18 protein-coding genes and 1 pseudogene are annotated in these 24,579 nt (G+C 57.8%); 3 read left to right on the forward strand and 16 right to left on the reverse strand.

Annotation, left to right across the window (positions count from 1 at the left end; genetic code table 11):
* From Q4577_RS21545 to rpsL, 4 genes and pseudogenes are all read right to left on the reverse strand, one after another.
* Positions 1-73: pseudogene (locus tag Q4577_RS21545) on the reverse strand (elongation factor Tu); the annotation flags it as partial.
* Between the two features lie 93 nt (positions 74-166).
* Positions 167-2,287 carry an elongation factor G gene (gene fusA, locus Q4577_RS21550; protein WP_303472613.1) on the reverse strand — a complete coding sequence of 707 codons (2,121 nt, stop codon included), beginning with the start codon at positions 2,285-2,287 and terminating at the stop codon, positions 167-169.
* A 20-nt stretch (positions 2,288-2,307) separates the two neighbouring features.
* Complete coding sequence (rpsG, locus tag Q4577_RS21555) at positions 2,308-2,778, reverse strand: 30S ribosomal protein S7 (RefSeq protein WP_244688497.1); 471 nt, start codon at positions 2,776-2,778, stop codon at positions 2,308-2,310.
* Positions 2,779-2,790: 12 nt separating this feature from the next.
* The gene (gene rpsL, locus Q4577_RS21560) at positions 2,791-3,162 is read right to left on the reverse strand and encodes a 30S ribosomal protein S12 (RefSeq protein ID WP_008883423.1); all 372 of its coding nucleotides are present in this window, start codon (positions 3,160-3,162) and stop codon (positions 2,791-2,793) included.
* 378 nt (positions 3,163-3,540) lie between these two features.
* On the opposite strand from rpsL, the gene Q4577_RS21565 reads away from it, so the two are divergent.
* Positions 3,541-4,365 carry a putative rhamnosyl transferase gene (locus Q4577_RS21565; RefSeq protein WP_303472606.1) on the forward strand — a complete coding sequence of 275 codons (825 nt, stop codon included), beginning with the start codon at positions 3,541-3,543 and terminating at the stop codon, positions 4,363-4,365.
* Here Q4577_RS21565 and Q4577_RS21570 read toward each other — a convergent pair.
* The 11 genes from Q4577_RS21570 to secE all read right to left on the reverse strand — a co-directional run bounded on the left by Q4577_RS21570 (position 4,312) and on the right by secE (position 20,252).
* Positions 4,312-5,199 carry a DMT family transporter gene (locus tag Q4577_RS21570; protein WP_303472604.1) on the reverse strand — a complete coding sequence of 296 codons (888 nt, stop codon included), beginning with the start codon at positions 5,197-5,199 and terminating at the stop codon, positions 4,312-4,314. The two genes, Q4577_RS21565 and Q4577_RS21570, sit on opposite strands and share 54 nt — an antisense overlap.
* 171 nt (positions 5,200-5,370) lie before the next feature.
* A complete protein-coding gene (gene rpoC / locus Q4577_RS21575) occupies positions 5,371-9,609 on the reverse strand; it encodes a DNA-directed RNA polymerase subunit beta' (protein WP_303472602.1) in 4,239 nt (1,412 codons plus the stop codon).
* An 89-nt stretch (positions 9,610-9,698) separates the two neighbouring features.
* A complete protein-coding gene (gene rpoB, locus Q4577_RS21580; RefSeq protein ID WP_303472600.1) occupies positions 9,699-13,835 on the reverse strand; it encodes a DNA-directed RNA polymerase subunit beta in 4,137 nt (1,378 codons plus the stop codon).
* A 287-nt stretch (positions 13,836-14,122) separates the two neighbouring features.
* On the reverse strand, positions 14,123-14,503 hold the full coding sequence (gene rplL / locus Q4577_RS21585) for a 50S ribosomal protein L7/L12 (RefSeq protein WP_303472598.1): 381 nt from the start codon (positions 14,501-14,503) through the stop codon (positions 14,123-14,125).
* Positions 14,504-14,575: 72 nt separating this feature from the next.
* Positions 14,576-15,094 carry a 50S ribosomal protein L10 gene (rplJ, locus tag Q4577_RS21590; protein ID WP_244688486.1) on the reverse strand — a complete coding sequence of 173 codons (519 nt, stop codon included), beginning with the start codon at positions 15,092-15,094 and terminating at the stop codon, positions 14,576-14,578.
* A 500-nt stretch (positions 15,095-15,594) separates the two neighbouring features.
* Positions 15,595-17,262, reverse strand: coding sequence for an ATP-binding protein (locus Q4577_RS21595; RefSeq protein WP_303472595.1), 1,668 nt, complete (start codon positions 17,260-17,262; stop codon positions 15,595-15,597).
* A 141-nt stretch (positions 17,263-17,403) separates the two neighbouring features.
* Positions 17,404-17,907, reverse strand: coding sequence for an oxidoreductase (locus Q4577_RS21600; RefSeq protein ID WP_244688480.1), 504 nt, complete (start codon positions 17,905-17,907; stop codon positions 17,404-17,406).
* Between the two features lie 123 nt (positions 17,908-18,030).
* Positions 18,031-18,729: a 50S ribosomal protein L1 gene (rplA, locus tag Q4577_RS21605; protein WP_303472593.1), complete on the reverse strand. Its 699-nt coding sequence runs from the start codon at positions 18,727-18,729 to the stop codon at positions 18,031-18,033.
* Between the two features lies 1 nt (position 18,730).
* Positions 18,731-19,156: a 50S ribosomal protein L11 gene (gene rplK, locus Q4577_RS21610; protein WP_244688475.1), complete on the reverse strand. Its 426-nt coding sequence runs from the start codon at positions 19,154-19,156 to the stop codon at positions 18,731-18,733.
* A gap of 167 nt (positions 19,157-19,323) precedes the next feature.
* On the reverse strand, positions 19,324-19,857 hold the full coding sequence (gene nusG, locus Q4577_RS21615) for a transcription termination/antitermination protein NusG (RefSeq protein WP_244688473.1): 534 nt from the start codon (positions 19,855-19,857) through the stop codon (positions 19,324-19,326).
* A gap of 197 nt (positions 19,858-20,054) precedes the next feature.
* The gene (gene secE, locus Q4577_RS21620) at positions 20,055-20,252 is read right to left on the reverse strand and encodes a preprotein translocase subunit SecE (protein ID WP_244688471.1); all 198 of its coding nucleotides are present in this window, start codon (positions 20,250-20,252) and stop codon (positions 20,055-20,057) included.
* 200 nt (positions 20,253-20,452) lie between these two features.
* Between secE and Q4577_RS21625 the strand changes: the two genes are divergently transcribed.
* Positions 20,453-21,229 (forward strand): mannosyl-3-phosphoglycerate phosphatase, encoded by a 777-nt coding sequence (locus Q4577_RS21625; protein WP_303472591.1) that lies wholly within the window; start codon positions 20,453-20,455, stop codon positions 21,227-21,229.
* Between the two features lie 30 nt (positions 21,230-21,259).
* The gene (locus tag Q4577_RS21630; protein WP_303472589.1) at positions 21,260-22,486 is read left to right on the forward strand and encodes a glycosyl transferase; all 1,227 of its coding nucleotides are present in this window, start codon (positions 21,260-21,262) and stop codon (positions 22,484-22,486) included.
* Between the two features lie 196 nt (positions 22,487-22,682).
* Here Q4577_RS21630 and Q4577_RS21635 read toward each other — a convergent pair whose 3' ends face one another.
* Positions 22,683-24,428, reverse strand: coding sequence for a sugar phosphorylase (locus tag Q4577_RS21635; RefSeq protein WP_303472587.1), 1,746 nt, complete (start codon positions 24,426-24,428; stop codon positions 22,683-22,685).
* Between the last annotated feature and the right edge of the window lie 151 nt (positions 24,429-24,579).

Genomic DNA, 24,579 nt, shown 5'->3' on the forward strand with positions numbered 1-24,579 from the left:
TGCCGTGGTCAACATGGCCAATCGTGCCGATGTTGCAATGCGGTTTGGAACGCTCAAACTTTTCCTTTGCCATGGTAGTGGCTCCTTTTGTCTTCTGGTCGGATGGTGGGGACGCGCCCCACCCTACGGTGGTGGGTAGGGCGGAGCTAACCCCGCCACCCGGCTATTATGCGTACTTCGACTGAATCTCGTCCGAGATGTTCTGCGGCACAGGATCGTAATGGTCAAACTGCATCGTAAACTGCGCCCGGCCCGAGGACATGGACCGCAGGGTGTTGATGTAGCCGAACATGTTCGCCAGAGGCACCATTGCGTTGATCGCAACAGCGTTGCCGCGCGGTTCCTGGCCGGTCACCTGGCCACGACGCGAGGTCAAATCGCCGATGATGCCACCGGTGTAATCCTCGGGTGTCACAACTTCGACCTTCATGATCGGTTCCAACAGTTTGGCGCCAGCTTTCCGCATACCTTCACGCATGCCCATACGAGCTGCGATTTCAAAGGCCAGAACGCTCGAGTCAACGTCGTGGAACTTACCGTCGATCAAGGCAACTTTGAAGTCGATCACAGGGAAGCCCGCAAGCGGACCGCTGTCCATGACCGATTTGATGCCTTTTTCAACACCGGGGATGTATTCCTTGGGAACGGCACCACCAACAATTTTCGATTCGAAGGAATAGCCTTCGCCCGGCTCTGTTGGTGTGATGACCATTTTCACCTCGGCGAACTGACCCGAACCACCCGATTGTTTCTTGTGGGTGTAGGTATGCTCGACTTCGTGACCGATGGTTTCACGATATGCCACCTGCGGCGCACCGATGTTGGCCTCAACCTTGAATTCACGCTTGAGACGGTCCACCAGAATATCGAGGTGAAGTTCGCCCATGCCCTTCATGATGGTCTGACCGGATTCGATGTCGGTTTCGACGCGGAACGACGGATCTTCTGCCGCCAGACGCGCAAGGCCGGTCGACATCTTCTCTTGGTCGCCCTTGGTTTTGGGTTCGACGGCAATCTCGATCACAGGATCGGGGAAGGTCATCGTTTCCAGAACCACCGGATCGGATTTGTCACACAGGGTGTCACCGGTTGTGGTGTTCTTCAGACCGCCAAGCGCGATGATGTCGCCAGCGAAAGCTTCGCTGATTTCATCACGGTTGTTCGAGTGCATCATCATCATCCGGCCAACACGTTCGTTGTTGCCCTTGGTCGAGTTCAGCATCGAGTCGCCTTTGGAGAGTGTACCGGAATACACACGCACAAAGGTCAGCGAGCCAACAAACGGGTCGTTCATGATTTTGAACGCCAGGCCCGAGAAGGCCATGTTGTCGTCGGCACGACGCGGGATGTTGCGGACTTCTTCTTCGTCGCCGGGTTTGAAGCCCATGTAATCAACAACGTCCAGCGGGCTGGGCAGATAGTCGATCACAGCGTTCAACAGCGGCTGAACACCTTTGTTTTTGAAGGCCGAACCACCCAGAACCGGCACGAATGCCAGCGCCAAAGTCCCCTTGCGCAGCAGGGCGCGCAGGGTTTTGACGTCCGGCTCTGCGCCGTCCATCAGGTAGTTTTCCATCGCGTCGTCGTCCATTTCGACGGCCGCTTCGATCATTTTGCCGCGCCATTCGTCAGCCATGTCTTTCAGGCTGTCGCGAATCGGTGCTTTGATCCAGCTGGCGCCAAGGTCTTCACCCTGCCACAGCCATTCTTCCATGGTGACCAGATCAATCAGGCCTTCCAGCTCAGTTTCGGCACCGATCGGAATGCCAACCGGCACGGCTTTGGCGCCGGTACGGTCTTCGATCATTTCAACGCAGTTGAAGAAGTCTGCGCCGATTTTGTCCATTTTGTTGACGAACACCATCCGCGGAACCTTGTAGCGGTCAGCCTGACGCCACACGGTTTCGGTCTGGGGTTCGACGCCAGCGTTGGCGTCAAGCACACAGATGGCCCCATCGAGAACCGCCAGCGAACGTTCAACTTCAATGGTGAAGTCAACGTGGCCGGGGGTGTCGATGATGTTCATCCGGTGCTTTTCGGAGTCTGCCGTAGCGCCGTCCTCGGTGCGTTCCCAGAATGTGGTGGTCGCAGCCGAGGTAATGGTGATCCCGCGTTCCTGCTCCTGCTCCATCCAGTCCATCGTAGCCGCACCATCGTGCACCTCACCGATGTTGTGGGATTTGCCAGTATAGAACAGAATCCGTTCCGAGCAGGTGGTTTTACCTGCGTCGATGTGGGCCATGATGCCGAAGTTACGATAACGATCGAGCGGATATTCGCGTGCCATGGGTATTAGCCTCTAAAGAATTACCAGCGGTAATGGCTGAACGCTTTGTTCGCGTCGGCCATCTTGTGGGTGTCTTCGCGCTTCTTAACAGCAGAACCACGGGAATTAACAGCGTCCAAAAGCTCGCCGGCGAGGCGTTCTTCCATCGTGTTTTCGTTGCGCGAGCGCGAGGCGTTGATCAACCAACGGATGGCAAGCGCTTCACGGCGCTCGGGGCGCACTTCAACGGGAACCTGGTAGGTTGCACCACCAACCCGACGCGAACGTACTTCGACCGACGGTTTGATGTTGTCGAGCGCTTCGTGGAACAATTCCACCGGCGCGCGCTTTACCTTGCCTTCAATGCGATCAAGCGCATTGTAGACGATTTTTTCTGCGACCGACTTTTTGCCGTCGATCATCAGGTTGTTCATGAATTTTGTCAGAACCCGGTCACCATATTTGGCGTCGGGCAGGACTTCGCGTTTTTCAGCGGCGTGACGACGTGACATATCCTGTTCCCCTTACTTAGGACGCTTCGCGCCGTACTTCGAACGGCGTTGCTTACGATCTTTGACGCCCTGGGTATCCAGAACACCGCGCAGGATGTGGTAACGCACACCGGGAAGGTCTTTTACACGACCACCACGGATCAGCACAACAGAGTGCTCCTGGAGGTTGTGGCTTTCACCGGGGATGTAGCTGATGACTTCGAAGCCGTTGGTCAGACGCACCTTGGCCACTTTCCGCATCGCCGAGTTCGGCTTTTTCGGTGTGGTGGTGTAGACGCGTGTGCAGACGCCGCGTTTCTGCGGGCATTGTTCCAAGTGCTGGGACTTGGACCGTTTGACTTTGGGCTGCCGCGGCTTGCGGATCAGCTGTTGGATCGTTGGCATAGAGGTATCTTCCCCGGTTTCGCTCTCATTCAAGGTGCACGAGGCGCACCCCATGCGGTTTAGGATCGTGGCGCTTGCCAACCCCGTAAGAGGCGTACACAAGCGCAAAACCCGCGATCGCAGCCATTCCGAGGTCTACGACGCGGTTTGTTATCAGAGGATCGGAGCTATAGGTGCCCGGATCTTGACCACTTCAATATGATGTCGACGGCGGGACAGGCCCATTGCCGAGATGAGGGTGGCGTATAGGCGGAGTCGCACCCCTTGTCAACAGCACCCGCCATCCTGGGCCGCCGCCGGTGAACCGCTTGCAAACAAGCCGGTGCCAGTGCAAGGCTTGTACCATCTTTCGCGGGGATAGGAGCATCAGAAAAGACAATGCAGGTCATTGGTTTGTGCCGGTTCTCTTACCCCGGTCTTGGCGGTTTTCAGGTCGAACATGACACAATCGAAGATCGCATCGCCTATCTCTATGCGCCCGACCGGATGGAAGAGCGGTTTCGCCACTTCGAGGCAATCACCCTGCCCGGGCTCAAGGCCCAGACCGACGGTGATTTTACCTTTGTGATTGTGGTGGGCGATCAATTGCCCAAGGTCTATGCCGACCGGCTCCGCGATCTGGTGGCTGATTTTCCTCAGGCCCGGATTGTTGCACATCCACCGCGCGAACACCGCCCGGTGATGGCGCAGATCATCAACGATGTCCGCAGCGACCTGGGCCAGCCCTGTCTGCAATTCCGTCACGACGATGATGATGCGGTGGCTGTGACCTTCATACAGCGCCTGCGCGAAGCTGCGGACGACTGTGGCGCATTGCTGCGCGATCACCGGCTTGTCGGCTTTGACTTCAACCGTGGCTTCATTGCCCGCCCCGATGCCGATGGCGTCCATGCCGAGGAAAACGTGACGCCCTATTGGGGGGTTGCGCTGGCGATGGCGGTCAAACCCTGGGCGCGCCACACGATCATGAATTTCGGCCACAACCGGCTGAACCGCTTCATGCCGACCGTGACCTTTACCCACGAAGATATGTTTGTCCGCGGCCATAACGACCACAACGACAGCCGTCAGGGCAAAAACGTCACCAAGGTCAAACTCAAGAAACTGGACGCCGAGGGCGAGGTCTATTTCCAACAGACCTTTGGCATCTCATCGGATCGGGTTCGCGAGATCTTTTCTGCCCGGGCGGGCGCTGCGCAATAGGGTGAATATCCCCATGGACACGACAATCGCCGCCCCGATCAGGGTCAGCGGCGTCGGCCAGTCCCCCCAGATCACGTAACCCAGGATCAGCGCCCAGATCAGACCAGTATAGCGAAACGGCGCGGTAAAGGCGATCTCGCCTACCCGCATCACCATGACGCTACAGAGATAGGCCACCAGGATAAGCCCGGCTGCGGCCACGATCAAAAGGGCGTTTTGCGGCGCAACGGGCTGCCACCCGGCGGGGATGCTGGCCAGACCGGCAAAGGCCATCACCGATACCGCCCCGCATAGCGACACCAGGATGGACGGCACGGCGGCGGAAATGCGCCGTGTGACCAAATCGCGGAAGGTCGAACACCCTACTGCAACCAGCGCGAAAATCGTTGCCGTACTGAACCCGTCGGGACCGGGGCGCAGGATCAACACCATGCCAAAGAATCCCACGGCGATGGCCAACCAGCGCCGCCAGCCCACAGGCTCGCCCAGGAACAGCGCCGCCCCCAGGGCCACGCTCAGCGGCAGGATTTGCAGCACAGCGGTGACATTGGCCAATGGCATCTGGAACAGCGCCGCCAGAAAGAACACGGTCGCGCCGACCTCTGATGCGGATCGCAGCGCGATCAACACCCAATCCCGCCGTGGCAGACGGAACCGAAACGCCCCAAGGTGACGGGCGAGAAAGACCAGGAACAGGCTGGCCAACACCCCCCGCATGAACACCAGTTGAAACAATGGGACCGCGCCGTCGGTCAGCTTTACCATGGCATCATTGAAGGTAAATCCGGCCATGGCCCCCATCATCAAGAGCGCGCCGCGTATATTGTCCTGCATCCTGCCCCCTGCCCTACTCTGTCGTTCCCAATAATTTCCTGCTCTGTGCCGATCCTTGGACCTCTCGACCGGAAGAGACAATCCCCTGCCGCGCAGTCGCGGTGTTCCACAACGAAAAACCCCGCCCGCATTACTGCGGACGGGGTCAATTCATAAATTGGACGATCGGCCTTAGCTGCGGCTGTCTTCTTCGACAATCGGCTGGCTGAACGGATCATTGACAACAACGTCTTCCGTCGGCGCGGCCAGTGCTGCTGCGGCCTCGGCTTCGATACGACGTGCTTCGACAACCACATTGTCACGGTCCTGCGCGACACGACGCATCTGCTGGGTTGCCCCACCAGTGCCCGCCGGGATCAGGCGACCCACAATGACGTTCTCTTTCAGGCCCACCAGCTTGTCTTTCTTGCCCTGCACCGAAGCCTCGGTGAGAACGCGGGTGGTTTCCTGGAACGACGCTGCCGAGATAAACGACCGGGTCTGCAAGCTCGCCTTGGTGATCCCCAGAAGGATCGGCTCGCCCTGGGCCTCGCGTCCGCCTTTGGACAGCGCTTTTTCATTCGCTGCATCAAATTCGGCCTTGTCCACATGTTCGCCCTTGAGAAGCGTGGTATCGCCGCTGTCCTGGATTTCCCACTTCTGCAACATCTGGCGCACGATCACTTCGACATGCTTGTCGTTGATCTTCACACCTTGCAGACGATAGACGTCCTGAACTTCGTCAATCATGTAGTTCGCCAGCGCCTCGATCCCCATGATGGCGAGGATGTCGTGCGGTGCCGGGTTGCCGTCCATGATGTAGTCGCCCTTCTGGACGAAGTCACCTTCCTGAACCGGAATGTGCTTGCCCTTGGGCACCATGTATTCAACCGGTTCCAGGTTGTCGTCAGCAGGGTCAATCGCGATACGGCGCTTGTTCTTGTAGTCTTTGCCAAAGCGCACGTAACCGTCGATTTCGGCGATGATCGCGTGATCCTTGGGACGACGTGCTTCGAACAATTCGGCCACACGCGGCAGACCACCGGTGATGTCCTTGGTCTTGGCACCTTCGCGCGGGATACGCGCCACAACGTCACCGGCTTTGACATCGACACCGTCATCCACCGACAAAATGGCGTCAACCGACATCGGATAGGTGATCGGGTTGCCAGCCTCGTTCCGGACCGGTTCGCCATCACTGTCGACCAGAATGATTTCCGGCTTCAGCTCATTGCCTTTGGGCGCCGCACGCCAGTCGACCACGATCTTCTGGGTCATACCGGTCGCGTCATCGGTTTCCTCACGCACGGCCACACCGTTCACCAGGTCGACGTGACGGGCCATACCGTCCTTCTCTGCGATGATCGGCAGTGTATAGGGATCCCACTCATAGAGTTTGTCACCCCGGCCCACTGTGTCGCCCTCTTTGACGAACAGCTTGGTGCCGTAACCCAGCTTGAAGCTGGCGCGCTCTGCGCCGTGTTCGTCATTGATGACCAGCTTCATGTTCCGACCCATCACAAGGGTCTCGTCCATGGAGTTCTGCAAGGTGTTCGCAGCTTCGAATGCCACGATACCTTCGGTGCCGGCCTCTTGGAACGACTGTTGGCCACCCTGCGCAACGCCGCCAATGTGGAAGGTCCGCATTGTCAGCTGTGTACCCGGTTCCCCAATCGACTGCGCCGCGATGATACCCACGGCCTCGCCAGAGTTCACCATGGTGCCGCGCGCCAGGTCACGGCCATAGCACATTGCACAGACGCCTTCCTCGGCCTCACAGGTCAGCGGGCTGCGGATGCGCATTTTCTGTACAGCCGACTCTTCGATCGTGTCCGCCATGCGTTCGTCGATCAAAGTGCCTGCCTTGCAGATCACGTCGTCCGACCCCGGCTTCAGCACGTCATCGGCTGCAACCCGGCCCAGAATACGTTCGCCCAGCGACGACACAACCTCACCGTCATTGACCGCAGCCTCTGCCGTGATCGCCCGGTCGGTGCCACAGTCCCGTGCACGCACGATACAATCCTGTGCCACATCCACCAGACGACGGGTCAGATAGCCCGAGTTCGCCGTTTTCAAAGCCGTATCCGACAGACCCTTACGGGCACCGTGGGTCGAGTTGAAGTACTCGAGAACGGTCAAACCTTCTTTAAAGTTCGAGATGATCGGCGTTTCGATGATGTCGCCGTTCGGCTTGGCCATAAGGCCACGCATCCCGCCCAGCTGTTTCATCTGGGTGACCGAGCCACGCGCACCGGAGTGGGCCATCATGTAGACCGAGTTCGGCTCCATGACCGAACCATCCTCGGCATGACGTTCCGCCGAGATGGTGTTCATCATCGCTTCGGTGACTTTGTCGTTACACTTCGACCAGGCATCGACAACTTTGTTGTACTTTTCGCCCTGAGTGATCAGGCCGTCCATGTACTGTTGTTCGAAATCCTTCACCTGATCGCGGGTTTCTTCGACGATGGGCCATTTGGTGTCAGGAATGACCATGTCATCCTTGCCAAAGGAAATCCCGGCTTTGAACGCCTCGCGGAAACCCATGGTCATGATCTGGTCACAGAAGATGACGCTCTCTTTCTGGCCGCAATACCGGTAAACGGTATCAATCACCTTTTGCACGTCTTTCTTGCGCAGAAGGTTGTTGACCAGATCGAACGGCGCTTTGGCATTCAACGGCAGAAGCGAACCAAGCCGCAGACGGCCCGGCGTGGTTTCATACCGTTTCATGATTTCCAGACCGTTTTCGTCGATCTGTTTGACCCGCGCGGTAATCCGCGAGTGCAGATGCACTTCGCCTGCGTTCAGAGCATGTTCGACCTCTTCGATGGAAGAGAACGACATACCTTCGCCCTTCATGCCGTCACGTTGGATGGTGACGTAATAAATGCCCAAAATCATATCCTGCGAAGGAACGATGATCGGCGCGCCGTTGGCGGGCGACAGAACGTTGTTGGTCGACATCATCAGAACGCGCGCTTCAAGCTGGGCTTCAAGCGACAGCGGCACGTGAACCGCCATCTGGTCGCCGTCAAAGTCAGCGTTGAAGGCCGAACAGACCAGCGGGTGAAGCTGGATTGCCTTGCCTTCGATCAGCGTGGGTTCGAACGCCTGAATGCCCAAACGGTGCAATGTCGGCGCGCGGTTCAGCATGACGGGGTGTTCGCGGATCACCTCATCCAGAATATCCCAAACTTCGGGACGTTCCTTTTCCACCAGCTTTTTCGCCTGCTTCACAGTCGACGACAGGCCCTTGGCCTCCAACCGGCTGTAAATAAACGGTTTGAACAGCTCCAGCGCCATCTTTTTCGGCAGACCACATTGGTGCAGCTTCAATTCCGGGCCGGTCACAATCACCGAACGACCGGAGAAGTCGACGCGTTTCCCCAAAAGGTTTTGACGGAAACGACCCTGTTTGCCTTTCAGCATGTCGCTGAGCGATTTCAGCGGGCGCTTGTTGGCACCGGTGATCACTCGACCGCGACGGCCGTTGTCGAACAGCGCATCAACAGATTCCTGCAACATCCGCTTTTCGTTCCGCACGATGATGTCGGGCGCACGCAATTCGATCAAACGTTTCAGACGGTTGTTCCGGTTGATCACACGACGATACAGATCGTTAAGATCCGACGTCGCAAAACGCCCCCCATCCAGCGGCACCAGCGGGCGCAGCTCTGGCGGGATCACCGGGATCACGGTCATGACCATCCATTCCGGGCGGTTGCCGGATTCAAGGAAGCTTTCAACCACTTTCAGACGTTTGATGATCTTCTTGGGCTTCAGCTCACCTGTGGCTTCTTTCAGGTCCGCACGCAGAGTGTCGGCCTCGTTTTCGAGGTCGATATTGGCCAGCATTTCGCGGATCGCTTCGGCACCGATATTGGCGGTGAAGGCGTCCATGCCATAGGCATCCTGGGCATCCATGAACTCTTCTTCGGTCATCATCTGACCATAGGTGAGGTCGGTAAGGCCCGGTTCGATCACGACGTAGTTTTCGAAATAGAGCACGCGTTCCAGATCGCGCAGCGTCATGTCCAGCATCAGACCGATGCGCGACGGCAACGATTTGAGGAACCAGATATGGGCGCAGGGCGCGGCCAGTTCGATGTGGCCCATGCGTTCGCGGCGGACCTTTTGCAGCGTGACTTCGACACCACATTTTTCGCAGACAACGCCGCGATATTTCATGCGTTTGTATTTGCCGCAGAGACATTCGTAATCTTTGATCGGGCCAAAGATACGCGCACAGAACAGGCCATCACGCTCGGGCTTGAAGGTCCGATAGTTGATGGTTTCCGGCTTCTTGATCTCGCCATAGGACCACGACAGAATCCGTTCCGGCGACGCCAACGAGACCTTGATCTCATCAAAGGTTTTCACCGGGGCAACGGGGTTAAACGGGTTGTTGGTCAGTTCCTGGTTCATTCGATTTCCTCATTGAAGGAGGGTGCGGGGGAGTGGCGGTGCGCAACGAATGCGCACCCAACGTAGGGTGTGCCCTGAGGGCGCACTGACTACTCGTCTTCCTCCGCATCCAGGAGTTCCATGTTCAGGCCAAGGCCGCGGACTTCTTTGACAAGGACGTTAAAGCTCTCTGGAACGCCCGCCTCAAAGTTGTCTTCGCCTTTGACGATCGATTCATAGACCTTGGTCCGGCCAGCAACGTCATCCGATTTCACGGTCAACATTTCCTGCAGGGTATAGGCGGCACCGTAAGCTTCAAGCGCCCAGACCTCCATTTCCCCGAAACGCTGTCCACCGAACTGTGCCTTACCGCCCAACGGCTGCTGGGTCACAAGCGAGTATGGTCCAGTCGAACGCGCGTGGATCTTGTCATCGACAAGGTGGTGCAGCTTCAGCAGGTATTTGACACCCACGGTCACCGGACGGGCAAACTGTTCACCGGTCCGGCCATCAAACAGCACCGATTGACCCGATTCAGAGAAGCCAGCCCGCACGAGCGCGTCGTTCACGTCGCCCTCTTTCGCACCGTCAAACACCGGCGTCGCAATCGGAACACCGCGGCGCACATTGCCCGCAGATTCCAACAGCTGCTCTTCGCTCATTCCGGCAATGCCTTCTTCATAGACATCATCGCCATAAGCACCGCGCATCGCATCCCGGACCGGGGTCAGATCACCGGAACGGCGATATTCACCCAATGCATCGTCAACCTTGATCCCCAGACCGCGTGCGGCCCAACCCATGTGGGTTTCCAGAATCTGACCAACGTTCATCCGCGACGGAACACCCAGCGGGTTCAGACAGAAATCAACCGGCGTGCCATCGGCAAGGAACGGCATGTCTTCCATCGGAACAACGCGCGAAATCACACCTTTGTTGCCGTGACGACCGGCCATTTTGTCACCCGGTTGCAGCTTGCGCTTCACCGCGATGAACACTTTGACCATTTTCATCACGCCCGGCGGCAGATCGTCGCCACGGCGGACTTTTTCGACCTTGTCTTCGAACCGCGCGTCAAGCTGACGTTTCTGCGCTTCGTATTGCTCGTTCAGCGCTTCCATGATCTTGGCGTCTTCTTCTTCGCCAAGCGCCAGTTGCCACCATTGGCCGCGGCTCATGCTGCCCAGCAGTTCCTCGGTAATTTCCGAGTTCGGGCGAATGCCACGCGGACCTTTGACCGCAGTCTTGCCCATGATCAGGCTGCTGAGACGGGCATAGATGTTGCGGTCAAGGATGGCCAACTCGTCGTCGCGGTCGCGCGACAAACGTTCGATTTCCTCGCGCTCGATCTGCAACGCACGTTCGTCTTTTTCGACGCCGTGACGGTTGAACACCCGCACTTCGACAACTGTACCAAAGTCACCCGGTTTTACCCGCAGCGATGTGTCACGCACATCCGACGCTTTCTCGCCAAAGATGGCGCGGAGGAGTTTTTCCTCTGGCGTCATCGGGCTTTCGCCTTTTGGTGTGATCTTGCCCACAAGGATATCGCCCGGTTCGACGTCGGCACCGATGTACACGATGCCCGCCTCGTCGAGGTTGCGCAGCGCTTCTTCACCGACGTTGGGAATATCGCGGGTGATCTCTTCTGGTCCAAGCTTCGTGTCACGTGCGGCGACTTCGAATTCCTCGATATGCACCGAGGTAAAGACGTCATCACGCGCAATGCGTTCGGAAATCAGGATCGAGTCTTCGTAGTTGTAGCCATTCCAGGGCATAAACGCGACGATCACGTTTTTACCCAGGGCCAGTTCGCCCATATCGGTGGACGGACCGTCAGCGATAACCTCGCCTTGCGACACTTCCTGGCCCACCTTCACCAGCGGTTGCTGGTTGATACAGGTGTTCTGGTTCGACCGCTGGAACTTGCGCATGCGATAAATATCAACGCCGGGGTCGCCGACCTCAAGATTATCGGTCGCCCGGATCACGATCCGCTGGGCATCGACCTGGTCGATGATCCCGCCGCGTTTCGCCATCACGGCCGCGCCAGAGTCACGGGCCACAACCTCTTCGATGCCGGTGCCGACCAGCGGCGCTTCGGAGCGCAGGGTCGGAACCGCCTGACGTTGCATGTTCGAACCCATCAAGGCCCGGTTGGCGTCGTCGTTTTCCAGGAACGGAATGAGCGAGGCCGCAACCGACACCAGCTGTTTCGGCGACACGTCGATCAGGTCGACGTTTTCGTTCGGCGACAGGGTGTAGTCACCGGATTTCCGGGTCGACACCAGATCATTGACGAATTTCATGTTCTCGTCGAGGTTGGCGTTCGCCTGCGCAACGGTGTGGCGCATTTCCTCAGTCGCGGACATGTAGTGCACTTCGTCGGTAACAGTGCCGTCCTTGACGATCCGGTACGGTGTTTCGATGAAGCCGTATTTGTTCACCCGGGCAAAAGTCGCCAGCGAGTTGATCAGACCAATGTTCGGGCCTTCCGGCGTTTCAATCGGACACATCCGGCCATAGTGGGTCGGGTGCACGTCGCGCACCTCAAAGCCCGCACGTTCACGCGTCAGACCACCCGGTCCAAGCGCCGAAAGACGGCGTTTGTGGGTGACTTCCGACAGCGGGTTGGTTTGGTCCATGAACTGCGACAGCTGGCTGGAGCCAAAGAATTCGCGCACGGCGGCCGCGGCCGGTTTGGCGTTGATCAGATCCTGCGGCATCACAGTGTCGATTTCGACGCTGGACATCCGTTCCTTGATCGCGCGCTCCATACGAAGCAGGCCAACACGGTACTGGTTTTCCATCAATTCGCCGACCGAGCGCACCCGGCGGTTGCCGAGGTGGTCAATGTCGTCGATGTCGCCACGACCGTCGCGCAGATCGACCAATGCCTTGATACATTGAACGATGTCGTCCCGATCCAGCGTCCGCTGGGTGTCTTCCTTGTCAAGCGCAAGGCGCATGTTCATCTTCACGCGGCCAACCGCCGACAGGTCATACCGTTCGCTGTCAAAGAACAGGGTATCGAACAGCGCCGAAGCGGCTTCGACGGTGGGCGGCTCGCCCGGGCGCATCACACGATAGATGTCCATGAGCGCGGTGTCGCGGTTCATGTTCTTGTCCATCGCCATGGTGTTGCGCATGTAGGCGCCGACGGTGATGTTGTCGATGTCCAGAACCGGGATCTCGGTGATGCCCGCGTCCACCAGATCTTTCAGCGTGCCACCTGTGACATCGCCGTCCTTGTCGAGTTCCCAGGTCAGCTCATCCCCGGCTTCGACGTAAATCGCGCCGGTTTCTTCGTTGATGATGTCCTTGGACACGAATTTGCCGGCGATCTGTTCGAACGGCACCAGAAGATCGGTGACCTTGGCTTCGTCGATCAGTTTCTTGACCGCCCGCGGCGTCACTTTCTTGCCAGCTTCGGCAATGATCTCGCCCGTGGCGGCATCCACCAGGTCATGCGTCGGACGGGTTCCGCGCGCACGTTCCGGGAAGAACTTGGTGACCCAGCCCTCACCCCGGCGCAGGGTGTAGGTCACGGTGTTGTAATAGGCGTCCATGATCGCCTCTTGATCGAGACCCAGCGAATACAGCAGGGTTGTCACCGGCAATTTGCGGCGACGGTCGATCCGGGCGAATACGATGTCCTTGGCGTCGAATTCGAAATCCAGCCAGGACCCGCGATAGGGAATGATGCGGCAGGCGAACAGAAGCTTGCCCGACGAGTGGGTCTTGCCCTTGTCATGGTCAAAGAACACGCCCGGCGAACGGTGCATCTGGGACACGATCACACGTTCGGTGCCGTTGACAACAAAGGTACCATTTGGCGTCATCAGGGGCATATCGCCCATGAACACGTCCTGCTCCTTGATGTCCTTAACGGATTTGGCGCCGGTATCTTCGTCGATATCAAACACGATCAGACGCAACGTCACCTTGAGAGGTGCGCTGTAGGTCAGGTCGCGCTGCTGACATTCCTCAACATCGAATTTCGGCTTTTCCAACGCGTAATCGACGAATTCGAGAACGGCAGTCTCGTTGAAATCCTTGATCGGGAAAACCGACTGGAAAACGCCTTTGATACCTTCACCATCCATCGGCGTCAGCTGATCGCCGGACTTCAGGAACAAGTCGTAAGAAGATTTCTGAACCTCGATAAGGTTCGGCATTTCCAGCACTTCACGGATTTTGCCGTAATACCGACGAAGACGTTTCTGGCCTAGGAAGCTTTGCGCCATGACAGATGTCACCTTTCACATTTCTCAACGGTTGCGTCCGCTGTCGGGCTACAGCGACGCCGCCATCAGAGACGACAATGGTCGGATCCATGCCTGGCCGCCGTCCCACCGACTGCCTCCCGATCCTTTGACCCGTGTCTTGGAAAACCCCATTCGGATGGGGCTTGCCAAGACGGGATCGGCAGGGCCCGGGGAATCCCCGGCCCTGCCTCGTTCTGTCGCTCTCCCTCAGGAGCATGAGATCCCGGAACATGTCCGGGATGACCACAGCCCCATCGGGACAGAGATCACTTCAGTTCGACTTCAGCACCAGCTGCTTCGAGCTTCTTCTTGATCTCTTCGGCTTCGTCTTTGGACACTTGTTCCTTGACGGCTTTGCCACCCGCTTCGACCAGCTCTTTGGCTTCTTTCAGGCCAAGACCGGTGATGCCGCGGACTTCTTTGATCACGTTGATCTTTTTGTCGCCTGCAGCTTTCAGGATCACGTCGAATTCGGTCTGCTCTTCAGCAGCAGCCGCGCCCGCGCCATCGGCAGGGCCGGCCATCATCACTGCGCCGCCAGCTGCGGGCTCGATGCCGTATTCGTCTTTGAGGATGGTTTTCAGTTCTTGTGCTTCCAGCAGGGTCAGACCAACGATGTCTTCTGCCAGTTTTTTCAGATCAGCCATTTTTGACTCTTTCCGTATCTAGATGTGTTCCAACGTGTGAGTTTCAACCCCACGAAAGTCTCTTGGTTTGCCTTACGCCGCTTCTGCCCGTTCCTCGATAGTCGAGAGGATGGAGGCGATATTCGAAGCTGGTGCGCCAATGGCCCCGGCAATGTTCGAAGCAGGTGCGCCGATACAACCAACGATCGAAGAGATAAGCTCTTCGCGCGACGGCATTTTCGACACGGCTTCGACACCGGCCCGGTCCAGTGCAGTTTCACCCATTGCCCCGCCAAGGATTTCGAACTTCTTGTTCTCTTTGGCAAAGTCCTCGACCACTTTGGCTGCTGCCACAGGGTCTTCGGAATAGGTGAGCACGGTCATACCCGTCAGAAAGTCAGCAATGCTTGCGCAGGGCTTCCCATCCAGGGCGATCTTGGCGAGCCTGTTTTTGGCGACACGCACAGCGCCACCCGCGTCGCGAGCACGCGCGCGGAGGTCTTGCATCTCGGCAACCGTGAGACCTTCGTAGTGGGCAACCACTACGACGCCAGAGCTTTCGAAGATCTGGCCGAGTTCCTCGACCAATTTCTCTTTCTGGGCTCTATCCACAGTTTCACTCCATTAGTTGGAGGGGGACCCCTCCGGCTCAGTTCTGCCAGACAAATGCCTGACAACGCAGTCCGTACGGGTCGTCACAAACGAGAGCCCGGAACACATCCCGGGAGCGTATGTCTCTTCCCGTCTCGGGCAGGAATTATCGGCACTGGCCGACCCACCGTCTCGGACGAAATAAGGGCGCCTGCGAATCACGCGGGTGCCCTCGCTCTGTAGAATAGGTGTTTTGCCGGGAAATGCCAAGGGCAAGAATGAACTTTGCGATACTCGGCCGACGCATGCCGGGGGGCCAGTCGGTGCAAGGTCGTATCAGATCAACAAGCGCCTAAGGTCCGCCGCCTGATGGATCGGTGTGCCGCGGTTGTCCGCGCGGGTTCAATCGCGCTGGTCCCGTCACATTGGCTAATTCGCCATAGATCTGACTTCTTGCAGCACATACCCAAATAGTTGGCACAATGAAAGACCGCCCCCCCATGGGATGGCAAGTGCCGAATTCAGGCTGCATTCACCTCGGGGCGGTCGCCGGGGCCCAAATCAGCCAGCCGCGATATCAGGGCCTTTTTCGATACCGGCTTGCCAATCACATCGTTCATCCCGTGACCGAGGTAGTCCTGCACCTGATGTTCCATCACATTTGCGGTGACCGCAATGATATGCGTTGGAGGGCGGTCATTGGCAATTTCCATTTCGCGGATGCGTTTTGTCGCCTCTATCCCATCCATGACGGGCATCTGGATATCCATCAAAATGACATCGAATTCCCCACCTGTAACTGCCGTAACCGCTTCGGCGCCATCATTGGCCTCTTCGACGCGGCCGCCGGTATTTTTCAGAAACCTGCGCAAGATCATGCGATTGGTGGAATTATCGTCCACCACCAGAACCCGCAGATTGACCACCCCGTCGCTGACCTCTGTCGGGGTGTCCTTGGTCGTGGCTTGGGTCTTTGGCGCCACCGCTGGCAGCGGCAGATCAAACCAGAACTCTGCCCCGTGTCCAAGGATGCTGTTGACGCGAAGCTCGCTGCCCATGGCGCGGACCAATTGGCCGGAAATCGTCAACCCAAGGCCGGTTCCGCCATGTTTGCGTGTGATGCTGGCATCAGCCTGGGTAAACGGTTGAAAAATCGTTTTTTGCGCCTCAATCGCAATCCCCGGGCCAGTATCCTTGACCGAGAACTGGATTCTGCCCTCCTCCGGTGCCAGTTTTGCCGACAGACGCACCGTCCCATGGGCGGTGAATTTGATCGCATTGCTAATCAAATTATGCAGGATTTGGCGCAAACGCGTGGCATCCCCCACAACCATCTGTGGAATATCCGGCGAAATCTCGACCTCAAACCTCAAACCTTTGTCGCGTGACACGCCCCGATACAGCGCCTGCGCGGTATTCAACGCCTCACCAATATCAAATTGCCGGTTCTCGATCACGATCGCGCCGGCCTCGACCTTGGACAGGTCCAAAACATCGTTCAACGTATTCAACAGCAATTCACCGGATTGACGTATGACAGTCACACAGGCGCGTTGATCCGGATTCAAATTCGAGTCGGCCAATTCACTGTTCATGCCCAGAATACCATTCAAAGGCGTGCGAATTTCGTGGCTGACATTGGCCAGAAACCGCGTCTTGGCCTCATTGGCCTGTGCGGCTGCGCGGCTGAGCTGCCTTTCGCGGCGCTGCGCGATCCCGGCAAAGATGATTTCGGCGATAACATAAAGCACCAGAAAGGCCATCAAGGCGACAATCAAGGCCTGCACTCTCACCGAGCGGGCGTTTGCACCAATCCCCAAAGTGACTTCAGCGAAATCTCGCCCCTGGAAAGTGTCTATCCAGATCACACGTAGCTCACCGGATAATTCCGTAAGCTCCCGCGCCATGACAATGGAATCGCGCGGCGCAATTATTGGACGGTCAAATATGACCTCCTCCCGTTCACCGAGAAATTCCCTGTATCGCTGCAAGAGCGACCTGATTTCGGGGGTGTCGCCGACATTGGTCTGCTCCAGCACATCAACCCGGCTCCACAAAAGATCAAAGCGCCGTTGCACATCCGTGCGTTTCACCTCGCCCGTGGATTGCAGCCGCAAAGCCAGCGAAAGACGCTGTGATTCAAATACAAGCTCGCTGACCTTCCAGGAATTGGCCGAAACCTCCTGCATGGCCCGTTCCTTGGCCAGGTTCACTTCCCCCCTTTGGGCCACAAAGAGAACAGCCAAAGCGACGATCGCGGCCACCGCAACAGTCGCTCTGAGTGTCCGCCCATTTTCTTTGAGGGAATTCCACACCGCGCCCGTTCCTTATCAGGGGCCAATATGAAGCTTGGCCAGCTGCCAAACCATTTCATTGTCGAAAGGTTTTTCCTTGGCTTCAGCCTCGGTCAAGGGAAAGACGATCCAGATTGGCCCCTTGTCGCGGATCCGCATGGGTTTGCCATCAATATCCATCGCCAGGATCGCCGAATGCTTGAACACCAGATCCAGAGGAAACTCCGTGGCGTAATCATTGATGGCCGTCGCTCTCAACGTCTCGCCATCGGCGCCAACTGCCTCCAGCACAGAGGCCACTGTTGGCCCGGCGAAATGCTGCAGACCAGAGGTAAAGGAGGTATAGGTGTCAACCTGGCGCCAATCCAGCGCCTCCAGCATGGGCCGATCAAATTGCACCCCAACCGACGAATTCGTCGCGGTGATGGCCCCCGAAACCGTTAAAATGACCTCACTCTCGGGCTTGGCTATGTCAGCTCTGGCGGCGGATGCCGCGCAGAACACGGCCAGAACAAGGAGGGAAATGAGATTTCGAAACATGGTGTTCCTTTCGACTGCGGTGACGACTCACAGTCAAATTGCGCGAAATCTCCTAAGAAAACCTTCCCGTCAAAAAAAAACGCGCCACAAGGGCGCGTTTTTCGATCACATTTTTACGAGAATTCACTCAGCGTGTGCTGAATCCACCGCAACGGTCACACCCGGGCCCATTGTCGAAGACAGCGAAATCTTCTTCATATAGGTTCCCTTGGCGCCTGCGGGACGGGCCTTGGCCACGGCACCGACAAAGGCGCGAATGTTTTCGGCCAGCTTGCCCGCATCAAACGAGGCTTTGCCCACACCCGCGTGCACAACGCCGGCTTTTTCGACCTTGAACTGAACTTCGCCGCCTTTGGCCGCCTTGACGGCGTCCGCGACATCCATGGTCACCGTGCCAACCTTGGGGTTCGGCATCAGGTTGCGGGGGCCAAGAACCTTGCCCAGACGACCCACAACCGGCATCATGTCAGGTGTCGCGATGCAACGATCAAAGTCGATCTTGCCGCCCTGAACGATTTCCATCAGATCTTCTGCGCCAACAATGTCCGCGCCTGCGGCCTGGGCCTCTTCGGCCTTGGGACCACGGGCAAACACAGCCACGCGCACATTTTTGCCGGTGCCGTTCGGCAGACCAACCACGCCGCGCACCATTTGGTCCGCATGACGGGGGTCAACACCAAGGTTCACAGCGATCTCAACGGTTTCGTCGAATTTCGCATTGGCGCTGGCCTTGATCAGATCAACCGCTTCTTCAACGGTGATATTGTCTTTGCCAACAAATGCATCGCGTGCCGCGCGGGTACGTTTTCCAAGTTTTGCCATCTTACTTCACCTCGATGCCCATAGAGGTCGCCGAACCGACGATGATCTTCATCGCGGCTTCGATGTCGTTCGCGCTGAGGTCTTTCATCTTGGCCTCGGCAATCTCACGCACCTGCTTCACGGTCACCGAGCCGACAACTTCGCGCGACGGGGTTTTTGCACCGGATTTCAGCTTGGCAGCTTTTTTCAGGTAGTAGGACGCCGGCGGCGTCTTGATGTCCATGGTAAAGGACTTGTCCTGATAATAGGTGATCACGGTCGGGCACGGCGCGCCGGGCTCCATATCCTGTGTCTTGGCATTGAAAGCCTTACAGAATTCCATGATGTTGATGCCGCGCTGACCCAGCGCCGGACCGACGGGGGGGGACGGGTTTGCCTGCCCTGCGGGCACCTGCAGCTTCATGCTGCCTACAAGCTTCTTGGCCATTTGGCCTCTCCTTTTTCATCGGCGTGCGAAGAGATGCACACCCTAAATGCCGAAACGCGTTCCGACCTTTACACTGCGTGGTGCGGCGCCGGCACGCGTGCCCTTGCCTCCCACAAACGAACGGACCTCGCGGCCCGCAAGGTGCGCATTGACTGCGCGACCTGCACTCACATCTGTTTGGCGACCTGAGTGAATTCCAGTTCGACCGGTGTTTCCCGTCCAAAGATGGACACCGAAACCTTGAGCCGTTGGTTGTCTTCGTCGACCTCTTCGATAAGACCGTCGAAGTCTTCGAACGGACCGTCAGAGACCTTAACTTTTTCGCCCACTTCAAAGTGGATCAAGGTGCGCGGCGTTTCCTCGCCCTCGGCCACCCGGCCAAGAATCGCTTCGACTTCGGCATCGCGCATCGGCATCGGGCGCCCCTGGGGGCCCAGAAATCCGGTGACGCGGTTGATCGAATTGATCAGGTGATAGCCCTGATCCGACATTTCCATCCGCACCAGCACATAGCCCGGCATAAAGCGACGTTCGGTGGTCACCTTCTTGCCGCGACGGACCTCGATCACCTCTTCGGTGGGCACCAGAACCTCTTCGATCTGATCTTCAAGCCCATGCTCTTCCACCGACGTTCTGATCTGTTCGGCAATTTTCTTCTCGAAATTCGAGAGGACGCTTACCGAATACCACCGTTTTGCCATCTGGCGCTCACCTTCGTCCTGCTTGGTCTGTGTGACCGAAATATGTTATTCTTCAACACCTTGGCATCGCCCGGCATCACATCCCGGAATAAAAAATCGGCGCGAGGGCCGAATCGCCACGCGCCAGACATCTTGGGATGACGCGTCTTTACCCGCGCGACATGTCGAATTCAAGGGGCGACGCCCCAACCCGGCCCTTAGCCGAACATGCCCAATACAGCCTGAAGCCCGCCCCGGATCGCCAGATCGACCAACGCGAAAAAGATCGCGGTCAGGGTTGCCATGATGAACACCATCACGGTGGTCAACAAAACTTCGCGTCGGGTCGGCCAGACGACCTTGGAGACTTCGGCGCGCACCTGCTGGATGAACTGAAGGGGGTTCGTCATTGCCATGTTTTCGTCCTTGAAGAGGTTAGAGGTGCAGATACGCGGGGTCCCGGCGGAATTCAAGGTCCGCAATTGCCAGGTTGGCATTCAGGCTGGCCCGACGCGCACCAATTTGATGGCTAAAAATTAGGCATGCGTCAAAAAATGCTCAGCCATTGTGCACGTCAACTGTGGCACCTGCGGCGATCCCTGCCTAGTCTCACGTCATGACCAATGCACTCCCACTGCTCGTCTTCACGGATCTCGACGGCACTTTGCTGGACCATGCGACCTATTCCTATGCGCCTGCACTCCCGGCACTGGAGGCCCTGAAATCCATTGGCGCCGGTGTGACACTGGCCACCAGCAAAACCGCAGCCGAGGTCGCACCGCTGCGCGCCGAACTCGGGCTGGAGGCCTGGCCCGCAATTGTCGAGAATGGCGCCGGACTTTTGGACAGCGGCGCAACGGCCGGGTCGGATGACAAGATCTACCGCGACATCCGGGATCGGTTGGCGCAACTGCCCGGCAAGCCATCCTGTTTTCGCGGCTTCGGCGACATGAATGACGCCGAGGTCGCAGAAATCACCGGATTGCCGCTCGAAAATGCGGCCAATGCCCGGCGACGTGCGTTCAGCGAACCGGGCATCTGGACCGGCCCCCCCGCCGAATTGCACGCATTCCTCGACACCGCCGCCACGGTCGGATTACACGCCCGGCGCGGCGGTCGGTTTCTGACGTTTTCACTGGGCCAGACCAAAGCCGGCCAAATGGCCAACCTGATCACGCGCTTCAGGCCCAGCGCGACGCTGGCGCTTGGCGATGCCCCCAATGACATCGAAATGCTGGACACAGCCGATGCCGGGGTGATCATCGCAAATGCCCATGGCCAGCCGCTGCCCACCCTGCCCGGCGAAGAGAGCGGCCGTATTCGCCGCAGCGTCCTGCCCGGCCCCAGCGGCTGGAACGTCGCTGTTCTGGCGCATCTACAACAAATACCCTGACCCATTCCCAGATCGCAAAGGCGACCCCCGATGGCTGACTTTCACCAGAACGGCAATATCACCACCCTGCACAATCTGCGCACCCGCGGTCTCGACGACCTCGAATATGAATTGACGACCTATGCCCAGACGCGAAAAATTTCTCTGATCCTGCCGTCCCTGTTTTCAGAACTAGAGGGCGAGGCGCTGCCGCATATCCTCGAAGAACTGGCGCGCGTGCCTTACCTGCACCGGATCATTATCGGCTTGGATCGCGCGGACGAGGCACAATACCGCAAGGCGCGGGCGTTTTTTGCCACCCTGCCCCAAACCCATACGGTGATCTGGAACGACAGCCCCCGGATGCTGGAGCTTGGCGCGCGGCTTGAAAAACGCGGCCTGGCACCACAAGAACCCGGCAAGGGCAAAAACGTCTGGACCTCCATCGGCTATCTGATTGGCTGCGCCGACAGCGCGGTTCTGGCGCTCCATGATTGTGACATCCTGACCTATGAACGCGAAATGCTGGCGCGTCTGGTCTATCCGGTGGCAAACCCTTCCTTTCCCTATCAAATGTCCAAGGGGTATTATCCCAGAATCGGCGATGAAAAACTGAATGGCCGGGTCACCCGCCTGCTGGTCAGCCCGCTGCTCATTGCCTTGAAAAAGGTCATCGGCGATCGCGACTACCTCGATTACCTGCGATCGTTCCGCTATCCGCTTTCGGGTGAATTTGCCATGCGCACGCCCATCCTGCCGGATCTGCGCATACCGTCAGACTGGGGGCTGGAAATCGGCACGTTAAGCGAAGCCTGGCGCAATCTGGCGCCGAAATCGGTCTGTCAGGTCGAGATTTCAGATGCCTATGACCACAAACATCAGGTGCTCTCACCCGAGGACGCCAGCAAAGGCCTGTCACGTATGTCGACCGACATCTGCAAGGCAATTTTCCGCAAACTGGCCGCAGACGGCACCGTGTTCACCCCAAATGTGTTCCGCACGCTGAAAGCAACCTATTACCGCTCCGCGCTTGACCTGCTGGAAGGATATTACAACGACGCAAAAATGAACGGCCTCGCCCTTGATCGCCATAGCGAGGAAAAGTCGATTGAGCTGTTTGCCGAAAACATCATCCTCGCCGGCCAGATCTTTCTCGATAACCCACATGAAACACCGTTCATCCCGACATGGAACCGGGTGCACGCCGCGGAACCACAATTCCTGAATGATCTGCGCGCCGCCGTGGCCGCGGATGAGGCAGAATTTTCCGCACAGTAACCCCACCCAGTTTTAGCATCGCGCCCCTACCTGTTGGTCTCGGGCCCCCGCCTTTCATCTGACCAAAAATATCTCGGGGGGTTTGGGGGGCTGGCCCCCCATCCTATCTGCGGTTTGGGGGGCTGGCCCCCCATCCTATCTGCGGTCTGGGGGACTGGCCCCGCCTCTTACCAATGGTCTGGACGCCAAGGCGAATTTACGCCCTGTTGGTAATCCACCGGCATTGGTATGGCGCAAAAACGATGTCCTCACCCGCCGCAAGGATCTCTTCCCCGGTCATAAGATCCAGCCAATGATCGCCCTCAATCAGGTTCACCGCAGATGGGGCGATGCGGACCTCTTCGTCGCTGACATTGTGCAGCGCAAAAATCGACTGCGCCCGATCCAGGCTCTGCCGCCACAATCCGAAAATCCGGTCATCCAGCGTCAGCGTGAACTGTGTCGCATTGGGGTGAAAGGCCGATTGCCGCCCGCGTATTTTCATCCGGGCCGAAATTTGCGCCAGAACCTGTGACTGGGTGCTGTCCGGATCGTCCAGCCGTTCCAGCAGGGTCGGGTAATCCCAGCGATGACGGTTGATCGCCCGGTTCATGCCACGCCGCTCCACGCCCTCATGATCATTGGGCGTCGCCAGCATGGAATGAATGTAAAACGCCGGGATCCCCTCCAGCGACATCACGATTGTCTGCGAACACAGGAACCGGGCGATGTGGTGGGTATCCTTGCCCTTAAAGGTCTGGCCCACGGCCTCAAAGAAGCTACAGTTCAGCTCGTAAGGCTCCTCTCCGCCATCGGGCAGCGTGCGCATCGACACAAGCCCGCCAATGTCGCGCACGGTGTCGATCATCCGCGCCTTTTCCTCGGGTGGCAGCACACCTTCGGCCGGGCGCATGCCAATCCCATCGTGGCTGGCGGTGAAGTTGAGGTAAGCACAGCCCAGTTGCGCCGGGGGCATGGAGGTTTGCCAGCGGTGCAAATACCGGGCTGAACCTGATTGCATCGCGTGCAGGATCAGCGGCGGCAGCGGAAAATTATAGACGACATGTGCTTCGTTGCGATTGCCGAAATAGCTAAGGTTCTCGGTTCGTGGCACATTGGTTTCGGTCAGCAAGACCACGGTTTCCAAGGCATAGTCGCACAACAGGCGCATCAGCTGAACAATGGCATGGGTCTGCGGCAGGTGGATGCAATTGGTGCCCGCCTCTTTCCAGACAAAGGCCACCGCATCCATCCGCAGGGTCCGCACCCCATTGTCGATATGCAGCCGGATGATGCGCAGCATCTCCAGCAGGACTTCCGGATTGCGAAAATCCAGGTCAATCTGATCATGGCTAAAGGTACACCATACGTGGCGCTTGCCGTTCGATGTCTCGACCTCCTGAAGCAGCGGCGTGGTACGGGGGCGGACCACCAGGGACACATCCTCTGCGGGGTCAGCTTCGAAAAAGAACTTGTCATAGGGCTCTTGTCCCTGACGATAGGCATTGAACCACGGGCCTTGTGACGACACGTGGTTCAGCACCAGATCGGACATCAGATAGAAATTCTCGGCAATTCGGCGAATGTCAGCCCAGCTGCCCAGTTCCGGGTTCACGGCGCGATAGTCGGTCACGGCAAATCCATCGTCCGAGGTGAAGGGAAAGAACGGCAGAATATGCACGCCGTTCACCACGCCCTTCATCTTGCGCAACAGGAAATCGTGCAAAAGATCCAGCGGCTTGTGCGCACCGTCGACAATCGAATTGCCATAGGTGATCAACACCGCATCTTGTTCCGACCACAGGTTGTTTGACGGCGGCCGCCCACGTTTGCGGCGATGGCCATTGTCCGGCCAGAACGCTTCGACGATCTGACTGGACAGAATATCACAATCCAGATCGGGATAAATTTCGCGAACAAGCCCGGTCAGCCGGGCGGTGAATGTGGCTGAGGCACGCGCCATGAGGTCGTCCAATCCTTTTAGTCAGCGGGGGGTCACACCCCACCAGGTCAATTCACACGTGTCATGGCCGCCGGTGTCAAATCCAACACCCCCCCAAACGCCATTAAATCGGGCAATCCACGCGTCTGGGCCCACGACAGCCCAAAAATTA

It is taken from the genome of Marinovum sp. 2_MG-2023, from assembly GCF_030548265.1.
Taxonomy (GTDB): domain Bacteria; phylum Pseudomonadota; class Alphaproteobacteria; order Rhodobacterales; family Rhodobacteraceae; genus Marinovum.